Origin of the sequence: Paenibacillus sp. OV219 (assembly GCF_900110075.1) — a bacterium.
Lineage (GTDB): Bacteria > Bacillota > Bacilli > Paenibacillales > Paenibacillaceae > Paenibacillus_Z.
In genome coordinates this window covers 283,651-306,378 of the sequence record NZ_FOCJ01000007.1, presented here as the reverse complement: position 1 = coordinate 306,378, position 22,728 = coordinate 283,651, and the positions used below count along the sequence as shown (strand labels likewise).

Below are 22,728 nucleotides of genomic sequence, written 5' to 3'. Positions count from 1 at the left end.
CCATTCCGAAGAAGAAACATCTTGAAGTAAGCATTCATGGCGGCGATCTATGTCATCGTGGCGACAGGTAGCGTCGTCACAAGCTAACGACGTGCTCCCCTCTAACGAACTCAGATGACGTTATCCCAGCGAATTGGACAGGTTTGATATTCTAACGAATTCAGGTAACGTTATTCCGCACATTTAAGCCATTTGGGTGGCATAATTGAGGCAATAGCGTGCCTCCAGTTCGTTAGCCGATTAAATCCGCCGAAAACGGCTAAATAAGCGCTACACGATTCGTTAGCCGGGGGAGGCAGTGCAGATGGCAGTGCAAGCTATAAGAGAGTGTCGCTTCAATCGGCCGATTTTCTTGCTGAGCGTACGTATTACGCTCTCTCAGCTCCGCCAAGCTGCCGATTTCGGTTGGTTCCTTATCTGAGAGTGCTGAATCTGCACGCTCAGGGCTTCAGTCAGTCGATTTTCTTGCTGAGCGTACGTATTACGCTCTCTCAGCTCCGCCAAGCTGCCGATTTCAGCTGGTTCCTTATCTGAGAGTGCTGAATCTGCACGCTCAGTGCTTCAATCGGCAGATTTTCGCGCTGAGCGTACGTATTACGCTCTCTCAGCTCCGCCAAGCTGCCGATTTCGGCTGGTTCCTTATCTGAGAGTGCTGAATCTGCACGCTCAGGGCTTCAATCGGCCGATCTTTTGCTGAGAGCGGGCAGAAAATGAGCGGAGTATCTAAATTATCTCACTAGCAGCGGCAAAACCCACTCGATCCAGGCCATCTCTTCCCGCAGCAGCCTCACCCGCCGCTGATAGAGCAAATACCGCCCGAACTGCTTGGACATATAACTCGTCACCGGCACAGGCTCACTCTCCATCAGCTTCATCTCCGTCTCCAGGCGTTGCAATCGTACAAGCATCGCTTCGCGCCGCTCCTCGATCAGTTTGATTGCTGTCTGCGGCTCGGTTAGGCCAATTGCGTACAGCTTAATGAGGAATTCGTCCCGTTCCAGCTGCAGCGAGGCCGGCTGGTTATCAATCCACTCCCGAAGCGCAGCAGTGCCAGCCTCTGTAATGCTGTATATTTTCTTATCCGGCTTTCCGGTCTGCCCAATGTGCTCGAAAGTGACAAGCTGTTCCTTCTCCAGCTTCGCTAGCAGCGGATAGATTTGGCTGTGCTTTGCCTGCCAGAAAGCTTGAAGCAGCTTCATCAGTTCATAGCCAGAACAAGATTTGCGCATCAGCATGCTGAGCAAAGCATATGACAATGCATTCACGTTACAATAAACCTCCCAGAATCGCTATATATCTGCCCTCGATCATATCATACAAAGCGCAAATAACGCATCGCATCAGCTTCCAAACATGTATAATAGTGGGAAATCAACATAAGAGGCGATGCAAACATGTTATCCAGCTACATGCCGCTTATTTATCGGAAGCTCACAACCGCAGCAATTACCTCAGGCATAGCCGCCATCCTGTTTGCCACTCTATGGTCACCAGAACGTTTCGCACCATCGTTTCACATCTTTTTACTCTATGCAGCACCTTTCATCTACATAATCGGCTTTCCGACCTCGTTACTTTGTGATTGCAAGGGTGCTCCTCAAAATACGCTGGCTACGCCTTCTCCTGTCCGGTCTGCTACATGCGGGTTGCGGATACTTCGGAATATGGTTGCTGCTTGGCATTCACTTGCGATTTTTTGGCGAAATCGGGCTGTACTCGGCTCTCGTTTACTACCTCATTGATGTCGTGCTGGCTAGTCAACTGCGGAAAAACACAGTGTTGCAAGCGGTAAATTCGTTCTTGTTTGGACCACTGATTCTATTCATGATCTCGATCGTGCTGATCAATCGTTAGGCTATATCGCCGTTGCCATGATTGCGCTTTCTTGCTAAGATGAAGGGAAGCATGACGGGTAATTCCGCTTTGATACGGAGCAGTGGCCCTGCTACCGATTTTGCGGATCAAATGAGGGATATCGAATGAACCAAACGGAAGCGGAATTCAGCAATTTGGTCAAAGCGTTCCGCAAGCGGCATATGGGTAAAGGCCCGAGCCGCATCACGACGACGTTCTGCAAGCACTGGGCCATCTGTGAGATGGACGGCAACCTCTCTCCTGTCGAGAAATTCATTGCAGGAGCAAGCGACGGCAAGCAGATGCTTCGTGAAGCGCGCACGCAGTGGGTGAAAGAGATTTATAAGAACCATCCCCCGACGGAGATGGAGGCGCTGCTTGGGGCGCGATTCGTGGACTTATTCGTAGATATTGATATCGACAAAGATTTCGGCATGTCGGTGTTCGTGTTCGATCAGGACATTGAGCGCAAATTTGGCAGCAGCCGTTAGCATACGATGATAGACATTAGCCGTTGGCGCTTGGCAGCGAACCTGCGAGAGACTAACCGCGATAGAGACGAACGATTTTCTTGCTTAGAAGGAGATGATCGCGTGTTTCTTCGCGGTTTTTTATTTCCTTTTAAACCGGAGAGGACGATGGAAAGTGGGAAAAACGAAACATACCGGGCCAATTAATCTGCCCAGCAAGCCGGACCCGAAGCTTTGGGTGAGTAAGATGCCGTTCGGTCTTGGCAAAGTGAAGCCGCATCATATCCGCGATACGATGAAAGTGATGGTCGATAACCGCGATAACCTCCCTTACGCGTTCCGCATTCTGACGCAAGGCGTGTGCGACGGCTGCGCGCTTGGCGTCTCGGGCTTATACGACCAGACGCTGGCGGGGCCGCATGTGTGCACGACACGGCTTAATCTGCTGCGCCTCAATACGATGCCGGCAATCAAGCCCGCTGTGCTGCATGCGGACATTGATGAGCTGCGGACGATGGACAGCACTCAGCTGCGCAAGCTCGGGCGCATCCCGTATCCGCTCATTCGTCGCAAGGGCGAGCGGTCGTTCAGCCGCCTATCTTGGGATGCGGCGCTTGATCTGGTCGCGGAGCGGATTCGCGCAATTGATCCGAAGCAGCTCGCTTTCTACCTGACCGCGCGCGGCATTACGAATGAGTCTTACTATGCGGCGGCGAAAGTCGCCCGCTTCCTAGGGACGAACAACATCGACAACGCGTCGCGGATCTGCCATTCGCCGTCGAAGACCGCGATGAAGCGGTCAGTGGGTATTGGCGCTTCCAGTTGCAGCTACAAAGACTGGATTGGTACCGATGTGCTTATCTTCTGGGGCAGCGTTGCAGCGAACAATCAACCGGTGTCGACCAAATATATGTACGCCGCGAAGCGGAAAGGGACGAAGATTATCGTCATTAACCCGTATCGCGAGCCGGCGATGGACGGCTACTGGGTCCCTTCCATAGCCGAGTCGGCGTTGTTCGGTACGCGCATTGCCGATGATTTCTATCAAGTGAACATTGGCGGCGACATCGCCTTCATGCATGGCGTGATGAAGCATTGGTTCGTGATGGAGCTCGAGAAACCCGGCTCCGCGATTGATCGTAAGTTTGTCGCCGAGCATGTGAGTGGCTATGAAGAGCTGCGCCAGCATGTGAAGCAGCAGGACTGGGCACAGCTGGAGCGCTCTTCCGGCTTGTCGCGCCAGCGGATGGAAGAGTTCGCTGAGCTGCTCGCCGCCTCGAAGTCCGGCGTGTTCGTCTGGAGCATGGGGCTCACGCAGCACCGCTTCGGCACGGACAATATTTCGCAGGTCGCCAATCTTGCGCTGCTGCGCGGGTTTCTCGGCCGTGAGCACTGCGGCCTCATGCCAATTCGCGGGCACAGCGGTGTGCAAGGCTCAGGTGAGATGGGAGCCGACCCGTTCAGCCTGCCGGGCGGCGAGTTCAAAGGTGCAGACATTCCGCGCATCGAGAAGGTATGGGGCTTCGAGCTGCCGAAATGGCAAGGCGACATCGTAGGCGTGACACTCGAGAACGCCGTGCTGCCGGAGGATCACGAACGGAAGCTGAAGCTGTTCTATACGTCAGGCGGCAATTTCCTCGAGACGATGCCGGACCCGGACTTCATTCGCGGCTGCCTCGAATCCGTGGCGATTCGCGTCCATCAGGACATCGTGCTCAACACATCGACGCTCGCCGATGCGAAGGAAGCAGTCATCGTGCTGCCTGCGATGACACGCTACGAGCAGCCAGGCGGCGGCACGTCCACCTCCACGGAGCGGATGGTGTACTTCTCGCCGGAGATTGCCGGCCCGCGCATCGAAGAAGCGCGCACGGAATGGCAGATCTACTGCGACCTCGCGTCGCGGGTTGATCCGGAGCGTGCCGCACTCGTCCGGTTCAAGGACGCGCAGGAGCTGCGCGAAGAGATGGCGGTCGCCGCGCCGAATTACGACGGCGTGCAGAAGCTGAAGAACAAAGGCGACGTCTTCCAATGGGGCGGCGCATTCCTATGCGAGGACGGCATCTGCCCGACGCCGAGCGGCCGCGGCCAGCTGATCAAGGTCGAGCTGCCGGAGCTGCGCAAGCCAGAAGGGCATTACTACATCACCTCGCGTCGGGGCAAGCAGTTCAATTCGATGATTTACAGCACGAAGGACCCTTTTAACAACGCAGATCGTTATGATGTGCTGCTAAGTCCGAATGACGGTGCGAAGCAGGGCATTGTGGAGGGCGACGCCATTGTGCTGTACAACAGCTGCGGCACGTTCCACGGCAGGGCGCGTTTTGCAGATATAGCTGTTGGAAACCTCGAGCTGTACTGGCCGGAGTGCAATGCTTTGCTGCCGAAGAAAGTGTATGAACCATTCGCGGGAATCCCCGAGTACAATACAGCAGTGGTGATGGAGAAGGCGGAGACGTACCATGCGCTCAAAGATACGCGCTATGTGGAGAAACGCATTGCCGAGCTCGATCATGAAATGAACGATGAGGAAGCGTAAGGAGGTCCTGCAAACATGCTGCCAAAAATAACGACGAGATGGCGCATTACCCGCATCAGCGATGGTGCCGTCGCGCAGCAAGAGGATGATATTGCGACCGAATATCCGCTGACGATCCGGCTTGGCGATGAGGAGTTTGCGACGATTGTCTGCTCGCCGACCGACCTTGAGGAGATGACGGTTGGCTTCCTCGCCTCCGAAGGCGTCATCCGTGGGACGAACGAGATCAAGGAGCTGCGCATTGACGAGGAACGCGGCTTCGTCTACGTCGAGCTGGTACACGAGCAGTCCACGAACAAGAATGATTACGCGCGGCGGTTCATCGGCTCGTGCTGCGGCAAGAGCAGACAGTTTTATTTTCAAAATGATGTTCGTACCGCGCGCACCTCGATGAGCCGCACGACGATAACGCCAGCAGAATGCACCTCTCTCATGCGGCAGCTGCAGAGCAGCTCGAGCGAGTTCAAGCTGACCGGCGGCGTGCATAACGCTGCCCTCTGCACCCCTACTGAGCTACTCGCTGTCCGTACCGATATCGGCCGGCACAATGCGCTCGACAAGCTGTTCGGCTACGCGCTGCAGCAGCGGCTCCCGATCACTGACAAAATCATCGCCTTCAGCGGACGCCTCTCTTCCGAGGTCGTGCTGAAAGCCGCCAAAATCGGCGTCGGCATCATGCTCTCCAAATCCGCGCCGACCGATCTCGCGCTGAAGCTCGCCGACGATCTCGGCATCACCTGCGTCGGATTCATCCGGGGCAGCGAGATGAACGTGTATACGCATGGTTATCGGATAATAGAAAATAGGGGCTCGAGCGCTGAGTAGCGCTTTAGCCCCTTTTGTATGTTCGCAATTCGCACGACTTGCTTCGTTGCTTCGACGTTATTTCGCCTTCTCAAGCAGCTTCTTGATCTCAGCCTCGATCTTCATCGGTTTCGTCGCCGGAGCGAACCGTTTGACGACTCGTCCTTCGGAGTCAACGAGGAACTTCGTGAAGTTCCACTTGATGCGGGAACCAAGGAAGCCTGGTGCCTTCTGCTTCAAGTACTTGTAGAGCGGGTCAGCATCCTGCCCGTTCACATCGATTTTGCCGAGCAGCGGGAACGTTACGCCGAAGCCCAGCTGACACGCTTGCGCCATTTCGTTGTCCTTTACCGGCTCTTGATTCGCGAACTGATTGCACGGGAAGCCAAGTACCGCTAAGCCCTCGTTCTGATAAGTCTCATGCAGCCGCTGCAAATCGTTGAATTGTGGAGCGAGGCCGCATTTGGTCGCCGTATTTACAATGAGAAGCACCTTGCCGCTATAGTCCGCCAGCGACTTCTGCTCGCCTCTCGATGTCTTCACCTGGAAATCGTATACGCTCATGGTTCGTCACCTCATTTATATTTTACACAATTATATTTTACACAATTCAGAATGCGTTGGGAAGCAGAAAAATAATCCGCCGCACGCAGTCCCACCCATGTAGTCCACCAAACCAGCTTCTTTCTCACTTTTGGCCGGAATTCCGTCAATGTAGTCCACCAAACCAGCTTCTTTCTCACTTTTGACCGGAATTACGTCAATGTAGTCCACCAAACCAGCTTCTTTCTCACTTTTGGCCGGAATTCCGTCAATGTAGTCCACCAAACCAGCTTCTTTCTCACTTTTGACCGGAATTCCGTCAATGTAGTCCACCAAACCAGCTTCTTTATCACTTTAGACCGGAATTCCGTCAATGTAGTCCACCAAACCAGCTTCTTTCTCCGTCAGCCCAGGAAATACCCTCTCCTCTCCAACAAAAGAAAGCCCCTATCCCGCCATCAAGGCGAGATCGGGGCCAAGCAACCTGCTACTCGTACATCCTCATTCGATGGTCAGCTTGTGTGCCGCCTAGATAACAACAACCACATAGCTCACAAGCGTCGACCAGCTGCCGCTGAACCCTGGGACGCTGCCCGGGGGACTGTACAGCGTCACCACATAGGTACCCGGTTCTTTGTTTGGAGTCAGCTGGTACGTGAACTTACCATCCTTAACGGGAATGCTGACAAGTTTACTCTCCAAACTGCCCACGCGATAGCCAATTTGAACCGAGTCGAAGCCCATTCCTTTAATTTCCCCGGCAATATCAATCGCCGCGCCGTTACTCATCTCCGCATAACCGTTCGGCCACACTTTCCCGTTGCTGCTCGTCAGCTTCATCTCAACCTTCACATTATCCGTGAAAATTGAGCCATCCGTACGAAACGGCACATCTGCAGCCTTGATCGTCGTCTGAAGCGGGATACTGTTGATGACACGCTTCGTCTGCATATCGCGCAAGACAAAAGCATTTTCCCCCGGTACCAAATGCACGCCCACTTTGTATAATTGGTACTTCAAGCTGTTATATCCAACTGGAGGCTTCTGCTGCTCATAGCTCCATCCTGTCCCTGGCCCGAGCCGCTCGTTGTAATAGGTGAACGGCGGTCCGCCAATGCTGAGCACCGATGTCTGATAGTCCGCGGTGCTGCTAACAGGCGGCACGATGGAATTGGTTGCCCAGTGCGAATAATGCACCGTGATCGATTTCGCCGCAGAATCATAGCTGACAGGCAGGCCGAATTGCTCGGTCATGAACCGAAGCGGCACTAGAGTCGTGCCATCCTTCACCACCAGCGGCACGGTCGCCACCTTCTCCTTATTTCGGAAGACTTCGCCTGTACGCAGTTGGAGCTTCAGCTCATTGAGCCAGCCGTTCTGGGAGACGTAAACAGCACCGCCTGCCCCATCCGCGGCAACAAACTGGATCTCCCCGCCAATAATGTGCGCAATATCCCGCAGCGGTAAGTAAGCAATACCCTCCTTTACAAAAGGAGCCTGCGCCAGCGGTACAAACTTATTCTCGAACGGCTTGAACATCTCATCGCGTCCCGCCTGCAGGTTCAGCTGCATATCAACGGGCAGCAGCACGATATCCGCCGAGTCGAGCAGGTTCAGAACAGGCCGGAAGCTGGTTAGCATCGAGGCAAAATCATCAAGCGAGCCATAGCTGACGAATGAGTAGTACGTGCTGTCGTCATTCGTCCAGCTCGCCGAATACGTCACTTTCCCTGCGACCGAGCTTGAAACAAGCACCGTGCCTGTCGAGCCGCTCACCGGCGCACCCGGCTTTATCATCGAAGCAAACTTATCGCTTAGCTGCTTCGATAGCTCAGCACCTACACCATCACCCCAGAACTTCCAACCTGCTCCACTGCTCGCTAGTTGCTTCGCGCTCGTCGGCACGGCCAATCCCGCTTCGCTCGCCTTCCCTGCCTTAAGCCGGTACAGCACATCCGCAGTCTCCGGCTGCACGCCAGCCTGATCGCCAGCAGCTAGCAGCCTCGTCTCAGCCGGCTTTGCCAAACGGTAGGCCGTCAGTTCATAACCATCCGCTGTCAGCTGACTCTGCATCCCGTAGTACTGCCAGCCTGAATCCGGCAGCCGCGTCGGCAAATACGCCGTGACCGGACTCTCCTTGTACAGCTGCTCCGCCAGCGCACTCGTAAAATGCGTATAATACCCGAATCCCGGATCAAGCATCGGTTTCCCAGAGTATGTTAACCGCGGCGGCGCTCCAGTTTCAGTCCCAGTTCCAATACCGGCCTCAGCCTCTGCTCCAGTTCCAGCCGCTGCCTCTGCTCCTGCCCCATCTGCCGCCGCCACGAACAACCCTGCCGCAAGCAGCATCAATCTTGTCCACTTCCTATTCCTTGTCATCTGTCCCAACCTTCCTTTCACAGTAAACTCACTGTTTTTACAGACGCTTCCATCGACGTAAGGTTGCAAGCATACAAAAAAGTCCCCAAACCATCAGCATCTGCCGACAGCTCGGGGACTCCATACTCTATTACACGCGCGTACCTTCCACGCTCTTACGAAGCAATTCAACCGCTCTTGCCGTACCGGTCTTCTGCTCCTCCAACCCTTCATACTCGACGCTCATCCAGCCGCCGTAGCTCGCTCCTGCCAGACGTCCGACGATGTCAGCAACATCGACGCTGCCCTCTGTTGGTACGGAACCGACGAACGGCACTCCGTCCAATGAACGATATACACCCTCGGTCACTTCCGGACCGACAAGCTTGAAGTCCTTCGCATGCACGTGGCGGATGAACGGCTTCAGCGCTTCGAATGCCGTCTGCGGCACATCGTCGACGAGCAGGAAATTGCCCATATCGAACGTGCTGCGCAGTGCAGGCGATGCAACTGCAGCGATGATCTCTTCCACTTGCTCCGATTTGCCCGCGAACACGCCATGGTTCTCGAGGCAAAGCACTACGCCTTTCTCTAGCGCATATGCCGCACCGGCTGCCAGTCCTTCCACAATCCAGCCCTTGCCCTGCTCGAAGCTGATGCCTTCCTTGCGGTCGCCCGCGAAGACGCGTACCACTTCTGCGCCAAGCTCAACCGCCATATCAACGGCCAGCTTAATATCGTCTAGCTGTGCTTCACGCTCTTCAGCCGTCAGCTTAACGAAGTCATTGCATGCGCCGAAGCAAGCCAGCTTCACATTATTGCGCGCAAGCGCCTCGCGCACTGCAGGCAGATCACGCTCCGTATTCCAGAACACGCTCAGCAGCTCCACACCGCCTGCGCCGATTGATGCTACATAGTCGATGAAGTCGGCATTTTGCCAAGAGCCGTCGTACAGATATTTGTGGCAGCTCCACACACTTACTGCGATTTTCATAACCTGACAAGCCTCCTCTTAACGATACCTTTTAATAAATTCAACCGCTTTGCGAATATCAAGCTCCGGCTTTGCGCCAACCTCACGCTCAATCGTCAGATAACCTTTATAACCGATCGACTGCAGCGCGGCAAAATAAGCGTCAAAATCAACGCCGCCCTCGCCAAGCGGCACTTCTTCAAAGTCCGCACCGGCAGCAGCCATCTCGGCAATATGCTCATGCGTCATTTTTTGATAGCCGAGGAAGCCATAAACTTGGCGCGGATCAACGACACGCATCCGCTTGCCGTCCTTCACATGTGTATGCACAATATAATCTTTGAGCGTAATGACGCCCTGCACCGGGTCGTCGCCTGTCACCATGACCATGTTCGCCGGATCAAAGTTAACCGACACGCCGTTCGTGCTAAGCGTATCGAGGAAGCTCTTGAGGTGGGTAGCCGGCTCCGGCCCTGTCTCAATTGCAAAGTAAGAATTCAGGCTCTTCGCATACTGGCCAAGCTCCTCGCAAGCTTGCTGCATCGCCGTGTAAATCGCGCCATCCCGGTCATCCGGCACGATGCCGATATGCGTCGTTACGACGTTCGTACCGAGGTCAACGGCAAGATCGAGAATCCGCTTCGACTGCTCGACTTTCTCTGCATTAGCCGCTCCATCCTGGAAGCCGTGGCCGCCAAGGTCACCGCACAGCGCCGAAATTTCCAGGCCAAGTCCATCAATATACGAACGCAGCTCGCGTCTTGCCGCCGCATTCAAATTCGCAGGGTCCATCTCGCCGGATACGGCATAGATTTGTACGCCCTCCGCGCCGACTTCCTTCGCTTTCAACAATCCGTCACGTACGCCAATGCCGAAGCTGTCAACGATAACGCCGATTTTGTTCGCCAGTTGAATCGTCATATCTTTACGCCCTCACTATTCAAAAGTAATTTCTTTTCCAGTAGCAGCCGACTCATAAATGGCACACAGCATACGCGTCACTTCAACGCCGTCTTGAACCGGGCTCAGCGTCTCCACTTTGCCTAGGCAGCTGTTTACGAAATGACCGATCTCGCGTCCGAACGCATCCTCGAAGTCGAATGTCTTATGATCAATTTGCGGAGTCAGATTCACGATCGTATCGTGCTGCTCGCCCATAATGACAAGTGCTGGCTCAACCTCTGCGCCGCCCTTATCACCGAAAATTTTCACAGATATCTCGTCCTTCTGCGCATGCAGCGTGAAGCTGACGTCTACCATCAAGGAAGCGCCGTTCTCGAAGCGGATGATCGCATTCGCCAAATCTTCAACATCATTGCGCTCCGCGTCGTAGTCAGCCGCTTTGTAGAAGCCGAGGTTCTTAATATGCGAACGGTTGCCAAGCTTCTTATACGTATTGCCAGTGACCGATTTCACCTTCGGACGGCCCATCAGGTACCAGCAAATATCAATAATATGAACGCCAAGATCAATCAGCGGTCCGCCGCCGGAGCGCTCCTTATCGGAGAACCAACCGCCTGGGTTACCAAGTCTGCGCAGGCAAGTCGCCTTCGCATAGTAGATTTCGCCAAGATCACCTGCGTCAATGAAGCGCTTCAGCACTTCGACGCTGGAAGCATAGCGGCGTACGAAGCCAACCTGCAGCAAGCGACCCGATGCTTCTACAGCAGCGGCAACGCGTTCCGCGTCTTCAACGGTCTTCGTAAGTGGCTTCTCGCAAAGCACATGCTTGCCCGCTTCGAGCGCCGCAATGGTGATTTCCGCATGTGTGTTGTTCCAAGTACATACGCTAATCGCATCAATACCCGGGTCAGCGAGCAGTTCTCTATAATCGGTGTACACTTTGGCTGCGCCATACTTGTCCGCCGCCGCGCGCGCGCGCTCTTCATTCTTATCGCAAATCGCTACTAGCACTACATTCGGATTCGCTGCATATGCACCTAGATGCGCGCCGGAGATGGAACCCGCCCCGACAACGCCAATGTTAAGCTTCTCTTGTGTATTCGTCATTATTAGCCAACCTTTCCTATATGTAATCGGTTTCGATATAATGAGTTTAACTTGTCATTTCAGATGGGAGAATGCACAGCATGCCAACCTATATGGACAATATGATCAGTCCTTTGCCACTTCGGCTATTCGACTCGATGGTCGATATTACGAAGCTGCGCGTCAAATCGCTTACGATTGTTCATGCCGGGCATTTGCCAGGACGAACGTTGCAGCGAGGGAAGACGAAATTTGATCATTGGGCGTTCGTCTATATTAGCGCAGGCCGCGGTTACTACCAAGCAGGCGACGGAGAACGGCAGACCGTTGAAGCCGGATCGCTCTTCTGCTTCTATCCCGGCGAAGTGTTCCAATACGGTCCCGAGAGGAACGGCTTCTGGGACGAATACTATTTCACCATAGAAGGAGAGCGCATCCAGGAGTGGGTCGCCAACTGGTATAAGCAGCCGGAGCTAGTCAAGCATATTGGAACGGACGAAAGCTTTTTCAGCAAAATCGAGCTCATCTTCCAGCTTATCGACAGCGCTGTACCCGCCAACCAGGATCGCGCAGCCCTCGCGCTGGAGTCGCTGCTGTTTGACATGATGCTCCGCTTTGACAGCCCTGAGACAGACAGCCGCTCGCTGTTCGTTCACAAGGTCATTGACGACTTGTCCGAGTCGATCTATCAACCGCTCGACACTGCTGCGCTTGCGGCGCGCCATCATATCTCCATCCCGACGCTGCGCCGCATCGTGCATGGGTATACTGGATATCCGCTTGGCGAATATCTTCACCGACTCAAGGTAGCGGAAGCGAAGAAGCTGCTCGTCAGCACGGACAAAACCGTGAATGAGATCGCGTCGATGCTCGGCTATTCAGATATGTTTTATTTTTCACGCGTGTTCAAGAAGATGACCGATACTGCCCCGCGAACGTATCGGGGACGCATGGGCTGACTGGCGCCTGGCGACCAAACAAATAAGCCCGCCCTCTTCTTATGTTGAAGGGGCGAGCCTAAGATGAACAGCGTATCTGCTAATCACGTTCTTCAAGGTTACGCTGCAGGTAGCTCTCCAGCGTGTTCGAAATATCGAAGACGGTATGGGCCAAATCGTAGTTTTCAAAAGCATGCTCGCAGCTTGCCTGGTACCGTATCGCGGTTTCGTATTGATTCAAATTAGATGCGATGATTGCAGGATCGATCCCCGCCTCGCTTTGGCGCTGCTGCACCGTCCGCCGGTCAGCGTAGATGAAGATGCGAACGACCCTATCGCCGTACGTATCCTTCAGCGCATGGGCGCCTTCAGGGTTAAGAATCAGATAAATGCTTCCGTTCCTCTTCAGGTGGTACGCAATATCCTTCGCCCGCAAGCCATAACGGTTCTCGTTCACGGATACGCTTTCAATAAAATCGCCGTCCGAGTCAAATTGCTCATAAAGCTCAGGTGTGATGAAATGATAATCTTGGCCGTTAATCTCTCCGAGCCGAGGCCTGCGCGTTGCAAAAGAGATTACCTTTGCAATGCCGAGCGTTGCGCCTACACTGTCTGCGACCGTCTTGCGTCCGGAGCCGTCAGGTCCCGTAAATACAAAAATCAGCTCGCGTTCTTGCTGTTCAACCATTCGCACAACCTCCTGAACTTACCGATTTTAGGTACGTTTCTTGCAACAAAGTGTTACAGAGTCAGGCATGGCAAGGTATATCATTTCTATTATAACTTAAACCAAATTAATCCATCAATCGTTCTATTGCCGCGATACTTGACTATTTCTATTAAATCGGATATATTTTACAAAAATCATATAAACCGGATTTTCTTACGTCGGAAGCACCCGTAAGCATAGGCTCTTTATGCAGCCTTTCTTGCGGGTTTTTTGCGTTTTCCGGGCATTTACACACAAGGAGGAATGAGTCCTATGTTACATGTTATGAAGGGAAAAGCGTTTTCAGCCTTGCTAATTATTCTTATTGCGGTGATTGGGGTATTGCCCGGTGCGGCCGCAGCTTCATCTGTCAAGCTAACGTCTGCGGCACAAGCTTCGCTTGGGAAACAGATCGCCGCGGCTAGCCCGCAGATGAGAGACAAGCTGCAGGCACAATCGCTGGTCCTGTCGGTCCTGCAGCAGTCCGAGGATACGCTCGATAAGCAGATTAAGACGCTGCACGACAACAATGGCAATGCGCTTACTGCCGTTCGCGAACGGATTAAAGGGATTGATGCCGATAGGCTGAGCAAGCTCGCTCAGGATGCTGCTTCTACGCGCGAGAAATATAAGCCTTTGCTATCGTTATATACGTCGCTCAATACGCAGATCAAAGACGCAAAGTCTCTGAAGCTGAAGACACTCGCTTCCTTGTTGCAGGCTCAGGCTGACGGATTGAAGCTGGCCGTGACGCTTGCCCGCGCCGATATCCGCGCGCGAGATGATGCGCTGAGGGTCGCCAAAGCAGCAGTCGCTAGTAAAGTAAAGCATCTGCGCGCGATGCTCGCCGAGATCACTCCGCTGCGCGATCAGATTAGTTCGGTGCATGCGGTCATTTCCGGCACGAAGAAGAACATCTCGCCTGTCGTCACGACACTGAACGCGTCAATGAAGAACGGTACCTTTGAAGGGACGCTGCAATCGCTGACGACGCTCGTCTCACTGTCGCGAACCATAGTCGAACAGAAGCAGCGGATTAGTAGCTTTGAGAGCCGCATCAGCGGCATTATTACTGCAACGAATGCGCAAATTCCTGCCAAATCATAATTGGCTGCTAGGATTGAGCAGTAACCTCTAACGCTCTGACATGTATGGCAATTGTCATGAATAGCATGTAGAAGGCGAACTGCGTACGCACGGCTATTCTTGGTTGTACATAAGGAGGAGATAGCTTGCAGATTCATGTTGTTCAGGTGGGACAGACGCTTTACCGGATCGCCCAAACGTACGGCGTACCGGTAGAATCCATTACCGAAACGAATGAGATATCCGCCAGCAATGCACTCGTAATTGGACAGGCATTAGTTATCCCAATCGTCGGGCAGTATTATTGGGTGCAGCAAGGCGACACCCTTACTTCTATCGCTCGCAGATTCGGCACGACTGCGTCTGCGATCGCGACCGCGAACCGAATCTCGCTGACTGCGCCGTTGAAGTTGGGGCTTCGGCTTTATATTCCGCCGGCTCCTAAACGTAACGCTGCCGTGAACGCGTACATCGAGCCGCGAGGCGGAAGCGTATCAGATGCGCTCCTTCAGGCTGCCCGCGATGCTGCGCCTCACTTGACCTACCTCGCCCCGGCGAACTTCCGCATTAAGCGCGACGGCACGCTTGCACCACCGCCGCTTGATAATCTATCGTCTATTGCTCGAAGTCAGCGCGTTGCGATGATGATGACCGTTACGAATACGGAGAACGATCAGTTTAGCGCGGAGCTTGGCGAGCTGATCCTGAACGATACGGCGCTGCAGGATAAGCTGATCGCGAATATTTTGGAAATGGCGAAGAGGCTTGGTTACCGCGATATCCATTTTGACATCGAGCATCTTCGCCCGGAGGATCGGGAAGCCTACAACCGCTTCCTGCGCAAAGCGGTCGTTCCGATTCATGCAGCAGGGCTCTCGATGTCCACCGCACTCGCGCCGAAGACGAGCGCCAGCCAGCAAGGGGCGTGGTATACCGCGCATGACTACAAGGCGCATGGGCAAATCGCCGACTTCGTCATCATTATGACTTACGAGTGGGGCTACAGCGGCGGGCCGCCGATGCCGGTCTCGCCGATCGGACCGGTTCGCACCGTGCTTGAATATGCGCTCACCGAAATTCCGGCGAACAAGATCATGATGGGCCAGAACCTGTACGGCTACGACTGGACACTCCCTTACGTGCCCGGCGGAGCTTATGCGAAAGCGATCAGCCCACAGGCGGCGATTGCCCTCGCCAGGGAGCGCGGGGCGAACATCCAGTACGATTACACCGCGCAGGCGCCGCACTTTACGTACTGGGACGACAACCGCAAGGAACATCGAGTCTGGTTCGAGGATGCGCGCTCCATCCAAGCAAAGTTCAATCTGCTGAAAGAGCTCAATCTGCGCGGCATCAGCTACTGGAAGCTCGGTCTTAGCTTCCCGCAGAACTGGCTGCTGTTGGAGGATAACTTCAACGTGACGAAGCTGCTTTAATAGGAACTTAGAATGTAAACCGCCGCTTGAGCATTGTGTGCTCAGGTGGCGGTTTTTTGCTTGTGTCACCTCCATAAAACTGCCGGTCGGGCTCTTGAGTGCAGCAATATCCTCTCTCAGCTTGAGTCTGCCCCTCGATTCGCTGCGGGTTCGGAGCTGAGAGAGCAAATACGCTCTCTCAGCTTCCAATTCGAACTAAAAATCTGCTGAGAGCACTCATATGATCTCTCAGCTGCCAAACCACACTAACTAACGACTCCGCTGATGCTGAGAGAGCAAATACGCTCTCTCAGCTCCGAAATCGCGCCTAAAAATCTGCTGAGAGCACTCATATGATCTCTCAGCGCCAAACCACACTAACTAACGACTCCGCTGATGCTGAGAGAGCAAGTACGTTCTCTCAGCTCCGAGATCGCGCTAAAAATCTGCTGAGAGCACACATATGATCTCTCAGCATATCTCTCAACCGCCGAGGTCCCTACTCGGCACAGCCGCCTTAGGTCGGAGTGGTCCCCCGCCTTAAGGCCAGCTTCAGAAACAGCCGCTGGACGGTTACGAAGAACGCCGCAGATCTTTAAACTAAGGATATCGGTTGACGCAATACACACCGCACTTTAAATCAATCAGCACACTCACTATAGAAGAACACAACGACAACGAATAAGGAGATGTATTCACATGAAGAAGCTTTACCGTTCAACCTTGGATCGCAAAATTACTGGTCTTGCCGGCGGGATTGGAGATTGGCTTGGCGTTGATCCGACGATCGTCCGGCTCGTGCTCATCGTTTCTGGCGTATTCAGCTTTGGCACGACGCTGCTGCTGTACATCATCACCAGCTTACTTGTTCCAAAGGCGCAGTTCGAGGTTATTCCTCCGCCTCCAAGCGGTTCGTACCGTTACTTTGGATAATCGAGACTAATGAGAGCGGTAGGTAGTCCACTTGAGAAAAGATCAGCGACATGAGCTCATGAAGGGTACGCAATACACCTCCCGAGCAAAAAACCAAACAAATTCGCTCCATGCAGGGTACCTTCTACTCCTCTTGAGCAAAAGAACAACTAATTCGCTCCATGCGGGGTTCTCACTACCCCTCTTGAGCATAAAACCAACAAATCCGCTCACTGTAGGGTAGACAGACAATGCCCTCCTGAGCAGAACCACCACTACTTTATCAATTAGGAGATGTTCACATGAGTTTGTTAAACCGTTTGTTCAATATTACACAGGCCGCTGCCAATGAGCTGCTCGATAAGTTGGAAAGTCCCGCGATGATGCTGAATCAATACGTTCGCGGCATGAATGATGATATTGCGAAGACTGAACAGGAACTAGTTAAGCAAGAAGCGACTGCAAAGAACATGGCGCAGCAAGCACAGGAAGCGTCCGTGATGGCGGAGCACTGCGAAGCCAAAGCGATGGATTCGATGAGAGCCGGGCTTGAAGGACAGGCGCGCGAATCGCTAGCCGCCAAGCTCCATTATGTGGAGAAAGCGAAGGAGTATACGCAGTGGCACGAGAGTGCAAAACAGCGTGTTGCCGAGCTGACCCGTCAACTGGAGCTTGCACATGAGGAGCATGAGAAGTTGCTGAAGAAGCGCGAAGAACTGCAAGCCCGGATTCAGCAGGCAGCAACCAAAACACGCTCCGCGATGCCGAACTTCAGCTTCGGCCGCAATGACTTTGAAGGCGGCTTCGCATCGCGCGGCTTCCAGCGCATCGAAGAAAAGATCGCGCAATGGGAAGCTCACCTGGAGCTAAACCGCCGCGGCCCATACGGCACAGGTTCAAGCGCGAGCGCATATGGCACGCCGTCCGGCGCAGCACCGCAAACCACAAATCAATCGCTGGTTGATGAGCAAATGGAGTTACTTCGCAAGAAGCTGCCAAACGAAAACGAATAATGATAGCCATCCTTGCAAAAAATAACAACCTGACCTCTCGCTGAAAAAGCGGAAAGTCAGGTTGTTTGCTTGTTATACCAGTGTTACGCCAGTGTACCAGTGTTCTTTCGGTGTTCTTTCGGTGTTCTTTCGGTGTTCTTCCAGTGCTCTTCCAGTGCTTCTTCCAGTGCTCTTCCAGGTGCTCTTCCAATACTAAGCCATCCACTCCGCCAGCTGCGCCCTGCCGCGCCTGATCTGCGTCTTAACGGTGTTCTCATTGCAGCCGAGCTGGCCGGCGATTTCACTATAGCTTGATTGCTTGAATATTCGCAAATAGAGCGCAGCGCGAGTAAGCGGCTTGAGACGCCGCTTCTTCTCTTAACACCATCGCTATCGCATCGCGCAGCGGGCTGTCATCTTCCACAATTAAAATTCGCAAATTGCCATGCCCCTTCTTGTATCGTCCATTGTTCCGCTAGTCCAATTGTACATGGCGAACCTTAAGAAAGGGTTAAAGAAGAGGCTGCACGGCGTAGTTTTCTATGATTGGCAAGGCTCTACTAAGTCTATTAGGCTCTACTTGGCGAGTTTACGAAGCAGCTCCTCCAGTTCGATATCTTCAAAACCATCCAGCATCACATCGGCCTGCGACAGATTCATCTGCGCTGTCACCGGGTTCGGCACGGCAATCGCACGCAATCCCGCCAGCTTAGCTGCTGTAAGCCCGTTAAGCGAGTCTTCGACTGCTACCGCTTCGTCCGCACTCACGCCGAGCCGCTCCAATGCGAGCAAATACAAAGCAGGGTCCGGCTTCGCCAGCCGTACTTCGTCTCTTGTACAAATCACTTCGAAGTACGCAGCAATGCCCTGCTCCTTCAAATGCCGGTCTATCCACACGCGTTCCGAGCTGGATGCTAGGCCGATGCGCAAACCAAGCCGCTTTGCCTCATCTAAAATCTCTTGCACACCTGGCCGCAGCACCGCGCTATGCAGCTCCTCTTCATGCAGCTGGTCGAAATGCTTTTTCAACTGAGCCCGGTCAAGCGGTCTGCCTGCCAGCTCCTGCAGATGATCGTACGGGTCGAATGGGCTGTCCACCGTTCCGATACAGATTGCCCACTTCTCGAGCGCGAGCTCTTGTCCATAATGGTTGTACACTCTGCAGATCGCCTCATACGCGCATGTTTCCGTATCCATCAACGTACCGTCAAAATCAAAAATAATTGCTTTAATCGTCATCCTTCTCGTCCCCCTTTATGATGTGAACAAACAAAAGAACCGTCAGATTCGCATATCGCCCTGACGGTTCATATCCATTACAGCAGGAAGAAGCCTTCCTCCTGCAAATATTGCTCTGCCTCTTCGTAGGTTTCAAGCACCATCTCCAGGCTCGCGCCTGCGTATACATACCAGAGATCGTCCTCATGACGCAAAATCAGCGATTGCCTATCCGGTCCAAACCATGTCGATGAAGACACTTCGCTTCTGATACGCGGCACGGTCGCCGCTTCTCTAACTGACCGCTCGTTCCATTCCGGCTTTCGGTAGGAGAGTGATCGGATAGACTCCTCTACCAGGCTGCGAAACGCATCCTCGTCATAGCTGCGAATGTTAACGAACCCCTTGTCATCAGTATCATAACCTTCCAGGTTGCCGGCATAGATGAAGCCGTTTCCGTTCGGGTGCAGGTGAAACGCGACATTTTTCTTGTCATACAGGCTCTCTTCGTACTGATAATTGACGCGGCCTAGTGACACGTCCTTCCGCTTGAGCTCAGGATAGGACTCCAAAATCAACACTTTCTGGTCGAAGCTGAGCATAATCGCCTCCGGATAATGGAAATAGTTGCTGTGATTATAACACAGCGATGCAGCAACTCCAAAGCTCACATAAGCTGGAAGAGTTCTGTTACGATATTTTATGATGCGGCGGCTATTTTCTAGTACTTGTACCCAAAAAAAGTTCACAATATTCCCTGGCATTGATGGGCAGAATAGGAAGGAATGGACACAAAGGAATTGCAATGTATGGCAAGGCAGCACCCATCCCAAGAGAAGGTGGCAATATGTAATGAAAAACCGAGACACCAAAGATGAGTATGATGAGTACTACAACGAAACCTCCAACACAGCGGCAGGCATTAATACGCCGCGCGATCACGAGAGCTCTGGTCCGTTGGACATGCTCAGCGACGCGGTAGAGGAGATTGTAGATAACGTGCAGCATTCGTTCGGCAGCCATGACCCGGATGAGGAAGTGTACCGGAATTATTCAGACCGGCATTCGTTCTGAACGAGCTTCATTAGTTGCAAACAGCATCCCTTAGCGAGAGGATGCTCCCTCACCTTCTGCATAACTGGATTTATGCAGTTATTTCACCGGCTGAGTTCGACTTTGGATGAATTAGCTGCAAAAATCCATCTATTTTCCAAGAATGATGCTCATTCTGAGATAATCGTAGAAATTAACTGGATTTTCGCATCTATTTCGCTGGAAATGGACCAACATCGGTAGATTAACTGGATTTATGCAGTTATTTCTCAACAGCCTAAAGGAGCATCCCCCAAGTGGAGGATGCTCCTTTCTCTGTTTACAAGGGCAGCAGCTTGACGGCAGCCTGCTTGCCGCTCAGCTGAATGCCGGTCTCCTTCTTGCCGCTACCGGCAAGATCCTTCACCAGCTGCTCCAGCAGCTCCTTCGCCTTGGCGCCTTCTTTGCCTTGGATGCGAACGACGAGATCGACCGCATTGCCCGAGGCGAGCAGCTTCTCGCACTGGCGCAGCTTCGTGTCGTAGTCGTGGTCTTCGATATGCGGCGTCAGCCGAATCTCCTTCGCCTTCAACGGCTGATCCTTCTTCTTCTCCTCGCGCTTCTGCGCCGATGCGTCCTGCTTCGCCGCTCCCTTGCTGATCAGCTTGCAAGGCGGCGGGCTGCTCATGAGCGACGTACATACGAGCGAAACCCCGCGTTCCTTCGCCATACGCAAAGCTTCTTCCCTCGATACTATGCCTAAGTCTTCACCATCTAGTCCTGTTAGCAATACCTCTGATGCTTTGATTTTTTCATCCATTATCAACATGAATTTACCTCCCGTCACAACTACCATTTTAACGCTAATCTTGCTTACTTAACAGGAATCTGCACCGTATCACCGGTTTTCTTAATGATAAGTTGTACGGATTGAAGATTTTCCGGAAGGGATGCATACCGCATTGAAAATGCATGGGTTAAGAAAGAAGATTCGCCAGAGGTCTGCGGTACCGACTCTCCATTAGCGATCAGATCGATTCCGTCCATACCTATGCCTAGTTCCGGTTGAGATGTACCCTCGATTAAAGTCATGGTCGGAGTTGCGGTGATCGTACCGATGGTTATCTTCTTGCCATCAATCGTAACATTAACTTCCTGTCTGATCTTGGTAGTCATCGCTTCGTCCGGATGGTAAGGGAAAGTAATTTGTTTCTCTCGTCTTTGATCTCTTACCGGCGGCTCATCGTAATACGAAAAAGATAATTTCTTGGCAGGCGAGGTTGCGGGCATGAAGCAATCCGCCATTGCCCGGTTTGAAGGAGGTACGACTGCCCCTTCTATTGAAACGATCTTAAAAATTGCCATCGCGCTTGGCGTTCAAATGCATTTCACCAATACCCTAATAGGAAACGAAGAAGCTGCAGCAGCGATGATCGAGGAAGAGGTTTTCGCATAAGTTAAAAAGCCCCGGCCATGCTGAACTACAACCCGAAAGATAGACACTTTGAAAAGTGCCATCTTTAGATTTTTTGTATTTTTAAAACAAAAAGGGAACACCTTCACAGGTGTCCCTCCATACCACAATCCTCAATAAAACTTCAGCACCGAGCCCCAGCTCCACTGCTCGTAGAAATTGTCGCCGATATCAATGTCCTTGATCCATACGCTCGCTTTCTTCCCGATCTTCTCCGGCGGTGTGAGCATCACGTCGGCTGTGGACTTGTTCGAACGCACCCAAGCGAGGCCGTTAACACCTAGCGCCACCGGCTGATAGTCGCCCGCTTCAGTGCTGCTTCTCGTTATCCGCTTCTGCTGACCGCCGCTGAGCTTCACGTTCACCAGATTTGGAAAAGGCCGCTGCTCCGGATTGCTGATTCCTCCACTCTCTTTCGCACGCTGTACGACGATGTCGCTCCTAGTGAGCCATGTGAAATTCTGATCCGCATAGCCCGCTGGCGTATATGACGGTCCCGGCCGGAACGCAGGCGCCACGGCGACTTTCAACTGCTTGTTCGAGATCGCCTCCCGCCCGATTCCGCTTATAAGCCCTAGCGAATCGGTCTCCGCCGACCATTCGAACCAGTTCGCATTGTTCACCATCATATCAACTGGCTTCAGCTGTTTCCCATCAGACGATAGCACGCATAACGTGTTACCATCTGCGGACAACGAGGCCGTTGGCGTCGCCAAGAACGCGATCCACTTGCCGCTTGCTGACCACTTGAACGTGCTCGTGCCCACGACGACCTGATCGTTCAGCTTTGCTGGCAGCACCGTCAGCGGCTTCGCCCGCGATCCACCTGCGGCAGGTCCGCTCGGAAGCATGACTTCAATGAGTCGTACTGGTGTCCAAGCCCCATCCGGTAGCAGGTGAGCCGCCGTCGATACGAGGAAGCCATCACCGTTCGGCAGCCAAGCATAATCCCCGATGTCGCCAACAGCTCCTGTCACTTCAACCGGCTGCGAGGTGTCCGCCGTACCGACGACATACAGCCGCTGATTCCGCTCGAAGGCAAGCAGTCCTCGGTTCGGAGACCACACATATCGCCTGCCGTCCGCGCCCGCCGCAACGAGTCGGCTTTTGCCTGAAGCGACATGCACCATCCACAGATCCTGCCCGTTCTCCCCCCTAGTATAAGCAAACCAAGCCCCGTCTGCCGACCATTTCGGTCCACGCACCTGGTTCGCTTCCGTCAATCGCCTCTCACCGCCGCCATCTACCTTTACCCACAGCGCACCGTCACGAATGAAGGCTGCCATGAGCGGCTTCTTCGGCATTGGCTCAGCCGTCTTCGCCTGCACAGCCCCACTGAAGAAGACAGCAGCAAGCAGCAGCGCCGGCAGTATGCCTCTTCTTAACCACATTTGTAAACGAGCTCGATCGTTTCTCATCTTT

The 22,728-nt window shown here is 53.3% G+C and carries 26 protein-coding genes; 11 read left to right on the top strand and 15 right to left on the bottom strand.

Annotated elements, in window-relative coordinates:
- Positions 1–728 precede the first annotated feature (728 nt).
- Positions 729–1,265, bottom strand: coding sequence for a PadR family transcriptional regulator (locus BMY11_RS19055; RefSeq protein ID WP_090579661.1), 537 nt, complete (start codon positions 1,263–1,265; stop codon positions 729–731).
- 325 nt (positions 1,266–1,590) lie between these two features.
- Between BMY11_RS19055 and BMY11_RS19050 the strand changes: the two genes are divergently transcribed.
- From BMY11_RS19050 to fdhD, 4 genes are all read left to right on the top strand, one after another.
- Complete coding sequence (locus BMY11_RS19050; RefSeq protein ID WP_143069309.1) at positions 1,591–1,854, top strand: hypothetical protein; 264 nt, start codon at positions 1,591–1,593, stop codon at positions 1,852–1,854.
- A gap of 125 nt (positions 1,855–1,979) precedes the next feature.
- Entirely contained in the window at positions 1,980–2,345 is a 366-nt protein-coding gene (locus tag BMY11_RS19045) for a Na-translocating system protein MpsC family protein (protein WP_090579655.1), read from the top strand.
- A 154-nt stretch (positions 2,346–2,499) separates the two neighbouring features.
- Positions 2,500–4,863 (top strand): FdhF/YdeP family oxidoreductase, encoded by a 2,364-nt coding sequence (locus BMY11_RS19040; RefSeq protein ID WP_090579651.1) that lies wholly within the window; start codon positions 2,500–2,502, stop codon positions 4,861–4,863.
- A 15-nt stretch (positions 4,864–4,878) separates the two neighbouring features.
- Complete coding sequence (gene fdhD / locus BMY11_RS19035) at positions 4,879–5,688, top strand: formate dehydrogenase accessory sulfurtransferase FdhD (RefSeq protein ID WP_090579648.1); 810 nt, start codon at positions 4,879–4,881, stop codon at positions 5,686–5,688.
- Positions 5,689–5,745: 57 nt separating this feature from the next.
- Here fdhD and BMY11_RS19030 read toward each other — a convergent pair whose 3' ends face one another.
- The 6 genes from BMY11_RS19030 to BMY11_RS19005 all read right to left on the bottom strand — a co-directional run bounded on the left by BMY11_RS19030 (position 5,746) and on the right by BMY11_RS19005 (position 11,551).
- Positions 5,746–6,231: a glutathione peroxidase gene (locus tag BMY11_RS19030; protein WP_090579645.1), complete on the bottom strand. Its 486-nt coding sequence runs from the start codon at positions 6,229–6,231 to the stop codon at positions 5,746–5,748.
- 30 nt (positions 6,232–6,261) lie between these two features.
- On the bottom strand, positions 6,262–6,543 hold the full coding sequence (locus BMY11_RS19025; protein ID WP_090579642.1) for a hypothetical protein: 282 nt from the start codon (positions 6,541–6,543) through the stop codon (positions 6,262–6,264).
- A 195-nt stretch (positions 6,544–6,738) separates the two neighbouring features.
- Positions 6,739–8,589, bottom strand: a complete 1,851-nt coding sequence (locus BMY11_RS19020; RefSeq protein WP_090579639.1) for a stalk domain-containing protein — start codon at positions 8,587–8,589, stop codon at positions 6,739–6,741.
- 130 nt (positions 8,590–8,719) lie between these two features.
- Positions 8,720–9,562 (bottom strand): sugar phosphate isomerase/epimerase family protein, encoded by an 843-nt coding sequence (locus BMY11_RS19015; protein ID WP_090579636.1) that lies wholly within the window; start codon positions 9,560–9,562, stop codon positions 8,720–8,722.
- An 18-nt stretch (positions 9,563–9,580) separates the two neighbouring features.
- Positions 9,581–10,462: a sugar phosphate isomerase/epimerase family protein gene (locus tag BMY11_RS19010; RefSeq protein WP_090579633.1), complete on the bottom strand. Its 882-nt coding sequence runs from the start codon at positions 10,460–10,462 to the stop codon at positions 9,581–9,583.
- 15 nt (positions 10,463–10,477) lie between these two features.
- Positions 10,478–11,551: a Gfo/Idh/MocA family protein gene (locus BMY11_RS19005; protein ID WP_090579631.1), complete on the bottom strand. Its 1,074-nt coding sequence runs from the start codon at positions 11,549–11,551 to the stop codon at positions 10,478–10,480.
- Between the two features lie 80 nt (positions 11,552–11,631).
- Here BMY11_RS19005 and BMY11_RS19000 point away from each other — a divergent pair, with 80 nt between their 5' ends.
- A complete protein-coding gene (locus BMY11_RS19000) occupies positions 11,632–12,489 on the top strand; it encodes a helix-turn-helix domain-containing protein (RefSeq protein ID WP_090579628.1) in 858 nt (285 codons plus the stop codon).
- A 79-nt stretch (positions 12,490–12,568) separates the two neighbouring features.
- Here the strand turns inward: BMY11_RS19000 and BMY11_RS18995 are convergent, their stop codons facing one another.
- Complete coding sequence (locus tag BMY11_RS18995; RefSeq protein ID WP_090579626.1) at positions 12,569–13,156, bottom strand: guanylate kinase; 588 nt, start codon at positions 13,154–13,156, stop codon at positions 12,569–12,571.
- A gap of 294 nt (positions 13,157–13,450) precedes the next feature.
- Here BMY11_RS18995 and BMY11_RS18990 point away from each other — a divergent pair, with 294 nt between their 5' ends.
- The 4 genes from BMY11_RS18990 to BMY11_RS18975 all read left to right on the top strand — a co-directional run bounded on the left by BMY11_RS18990 (position 13,451) and on the right by BMY11_RS18975 (position 17,603).
- Positions 13,451–14,284, top strand: coding sequence for a hypothetical protein (locus tag BMY11_RS18990; RefSeq protein WP_090579623.1), 834 nt, complete (start codon positions 13,451–13,453; stop codon positions 14,282–14,284).
- A 125-nt stretch (positions 14,285–14,409) separates the two neighbouring features.
- Complete coding sequence (locus tag BMY11_RS18985) at positions 14,410–15,699, top strand: glycoside hydrolase family 18 protein (RefSeq protein ID WP_090579621.1); 1,290 nt, start codon at positions 14,410–14,412, stop codon at positions 15,697–15,699.
- Between the two features lie 678 nt (positions 15,700–16,377).
- Positions 16,378–16,611, top strand: a complete 234-nt coding sequence (locus tag BMY11_RS18980; protein ID WP_090579618.1) for a PspC domain-containing protein — start codon at positions 16,378–16,380, stop codon at positions 16,609–16,611.
- A 281-nt stretch (positions 16,612–16,892) separates the two neighbouring features.
- Positions 16,893–17,603 carry a PspA/IM30 family protein gene (locus tag BMY11_RS18975; protein WP_090579615.1) on the top strand — a complete coding sequence of 237 codons (711 nt, stop codon included), beginning with the start codon at positions 16,893–16,895 and terminating at the stop codon, positions 17,601–17,603.
- Between the two features lie 192 nt (positions 17,604–17,795).
- Here the strand turns inward: BMY11_RS18975 and BMY11_RS29740 are convergent, their stop codons facing one another.
- From BMY11_RS29740 to BMY11_RS18960, 4 genes are all read right to left on the bottom strand, one after another.
- Positions 17,796–17,915, bottom strand: coding sequence for an RNA polymerase sigma factor (locus BMY11_RS29740; RefSeq protein WP_090579613.1), 120 nt, complete (start codon positions 17,913–17,915; stop codon positions 17,796–17,798).
- Positions 17,887–18,021, bottom strand: a complete 135-nt coding sequence (locus BMY11_RS29390) for a response regulator transcription factor (RefSeq protein WP_177182695.1) — start codon at positions 18,019–18,021, stop codon at positions 17,887–17,889. Before BMY11_RS29390 ends, BMY11_RS29740 begins: the two co-directional genes overlap by 29 nt.
- 137 nt (positions 18,022–18,158) lie before the next feature.
- Positions 18,159–18,821: an HAD family hydrolase gene (locus BMY11_RS18965; protein ID WP_090579610.1), complete on the bottom strand. Its 663-nt coding sequence runs from the start codon at positions 18,819–18,821 to the stop codon at positions 18,159–18,161.
- 77 nt (positions 18,822–18,898) lie between these two features.
- A complete protein-coding gene (locus BMY11_RS18960) occupies positions 18,899–19,402 on the bottom strand; it encodes a hypothetical protein (protein WP_090579607.1) in 504 nt (167 codons plus the stop codon).
- 250 nt (positions 19,403–19,652) lie between these two features.
- Between BMY11_RS18960 and BMY11_RS18955 the strand changes: the two genes are divergently transcribed.
- Positions 19,653–19,874 carry a hypothetical protein gene (locus tag BMY11_RS18955; protein WP_090579604.1) on the top strand — a complete coding sequence of 74 codons (222 nt, stop codon included), beginning with the start codon at positions 19,653–19,655 and terminating at the stop codon, positions 19,872–19,874.
- A 298-nt stretch (positions 19,875–20,172) separates the two neighbouring features.
- Here the strand turns inward: BMY11_RS18955 and infC are convergent, their stop codons facing one another.
- Positions 20,173–20,661 carry a translation initiation factor IF-3 gene (infC, locus tag BMY11_RS18950; RefSeq protein WP_090579601.1) on the bottom strand — a complete coding sequence of 163 codons (489 nt, stop codon included), beginning with the start codon at positions 20,659–20,661 and terminating at the stop codon, positions 20,173–20,175.
- 44 nt (positions 20,662–20,705) lie between these two features.
- Positions 20,706–21,122 (bottom strand): hypothetical protein, encoded by a 417-nt coding sequence (locus BMY11_RS18945; RefSeq protein WP_090579597.1) that lies wholly within the window; start codon positions 21,120–21,122, stop codon positions 20,706–20,708.
- On the opposite strand from BMY11_RS18945, the gene BMY11_RS18940 reads away from it, so the two are divergent.
- Positions 21,121–21,288: a helix-turn-helix domain-containing protein gene (locus tag BMY11_RS18940; protein ID WP_090579594.1), complete on the top strand. Its 168-nt coding sequence runs from the start codon at positions 21,121–21,123 to the stop codon at positions 21,286–21,288. The genes BMY11_RS18945 and BMY11_RS18940 overlap by 2 nt on opposite strands.
- Positions 21,289–21,419: 131 nt before the next feature.
- Here BMY11_RS18940 and BMY11_RS18935 read toward each other — a convergent pair whose 3' ends face one another.
- Entirely contained in the window at positions 21,420–22,724 is a 1,305-nt protein-coding gene (locus BMY11_RS18935; RefSeq protein ID WP_143069308.1) for a TolB family protein, read from the bottom strand.
- Positions 22,725–22,728: the final 4 nt, after the last annotated feature.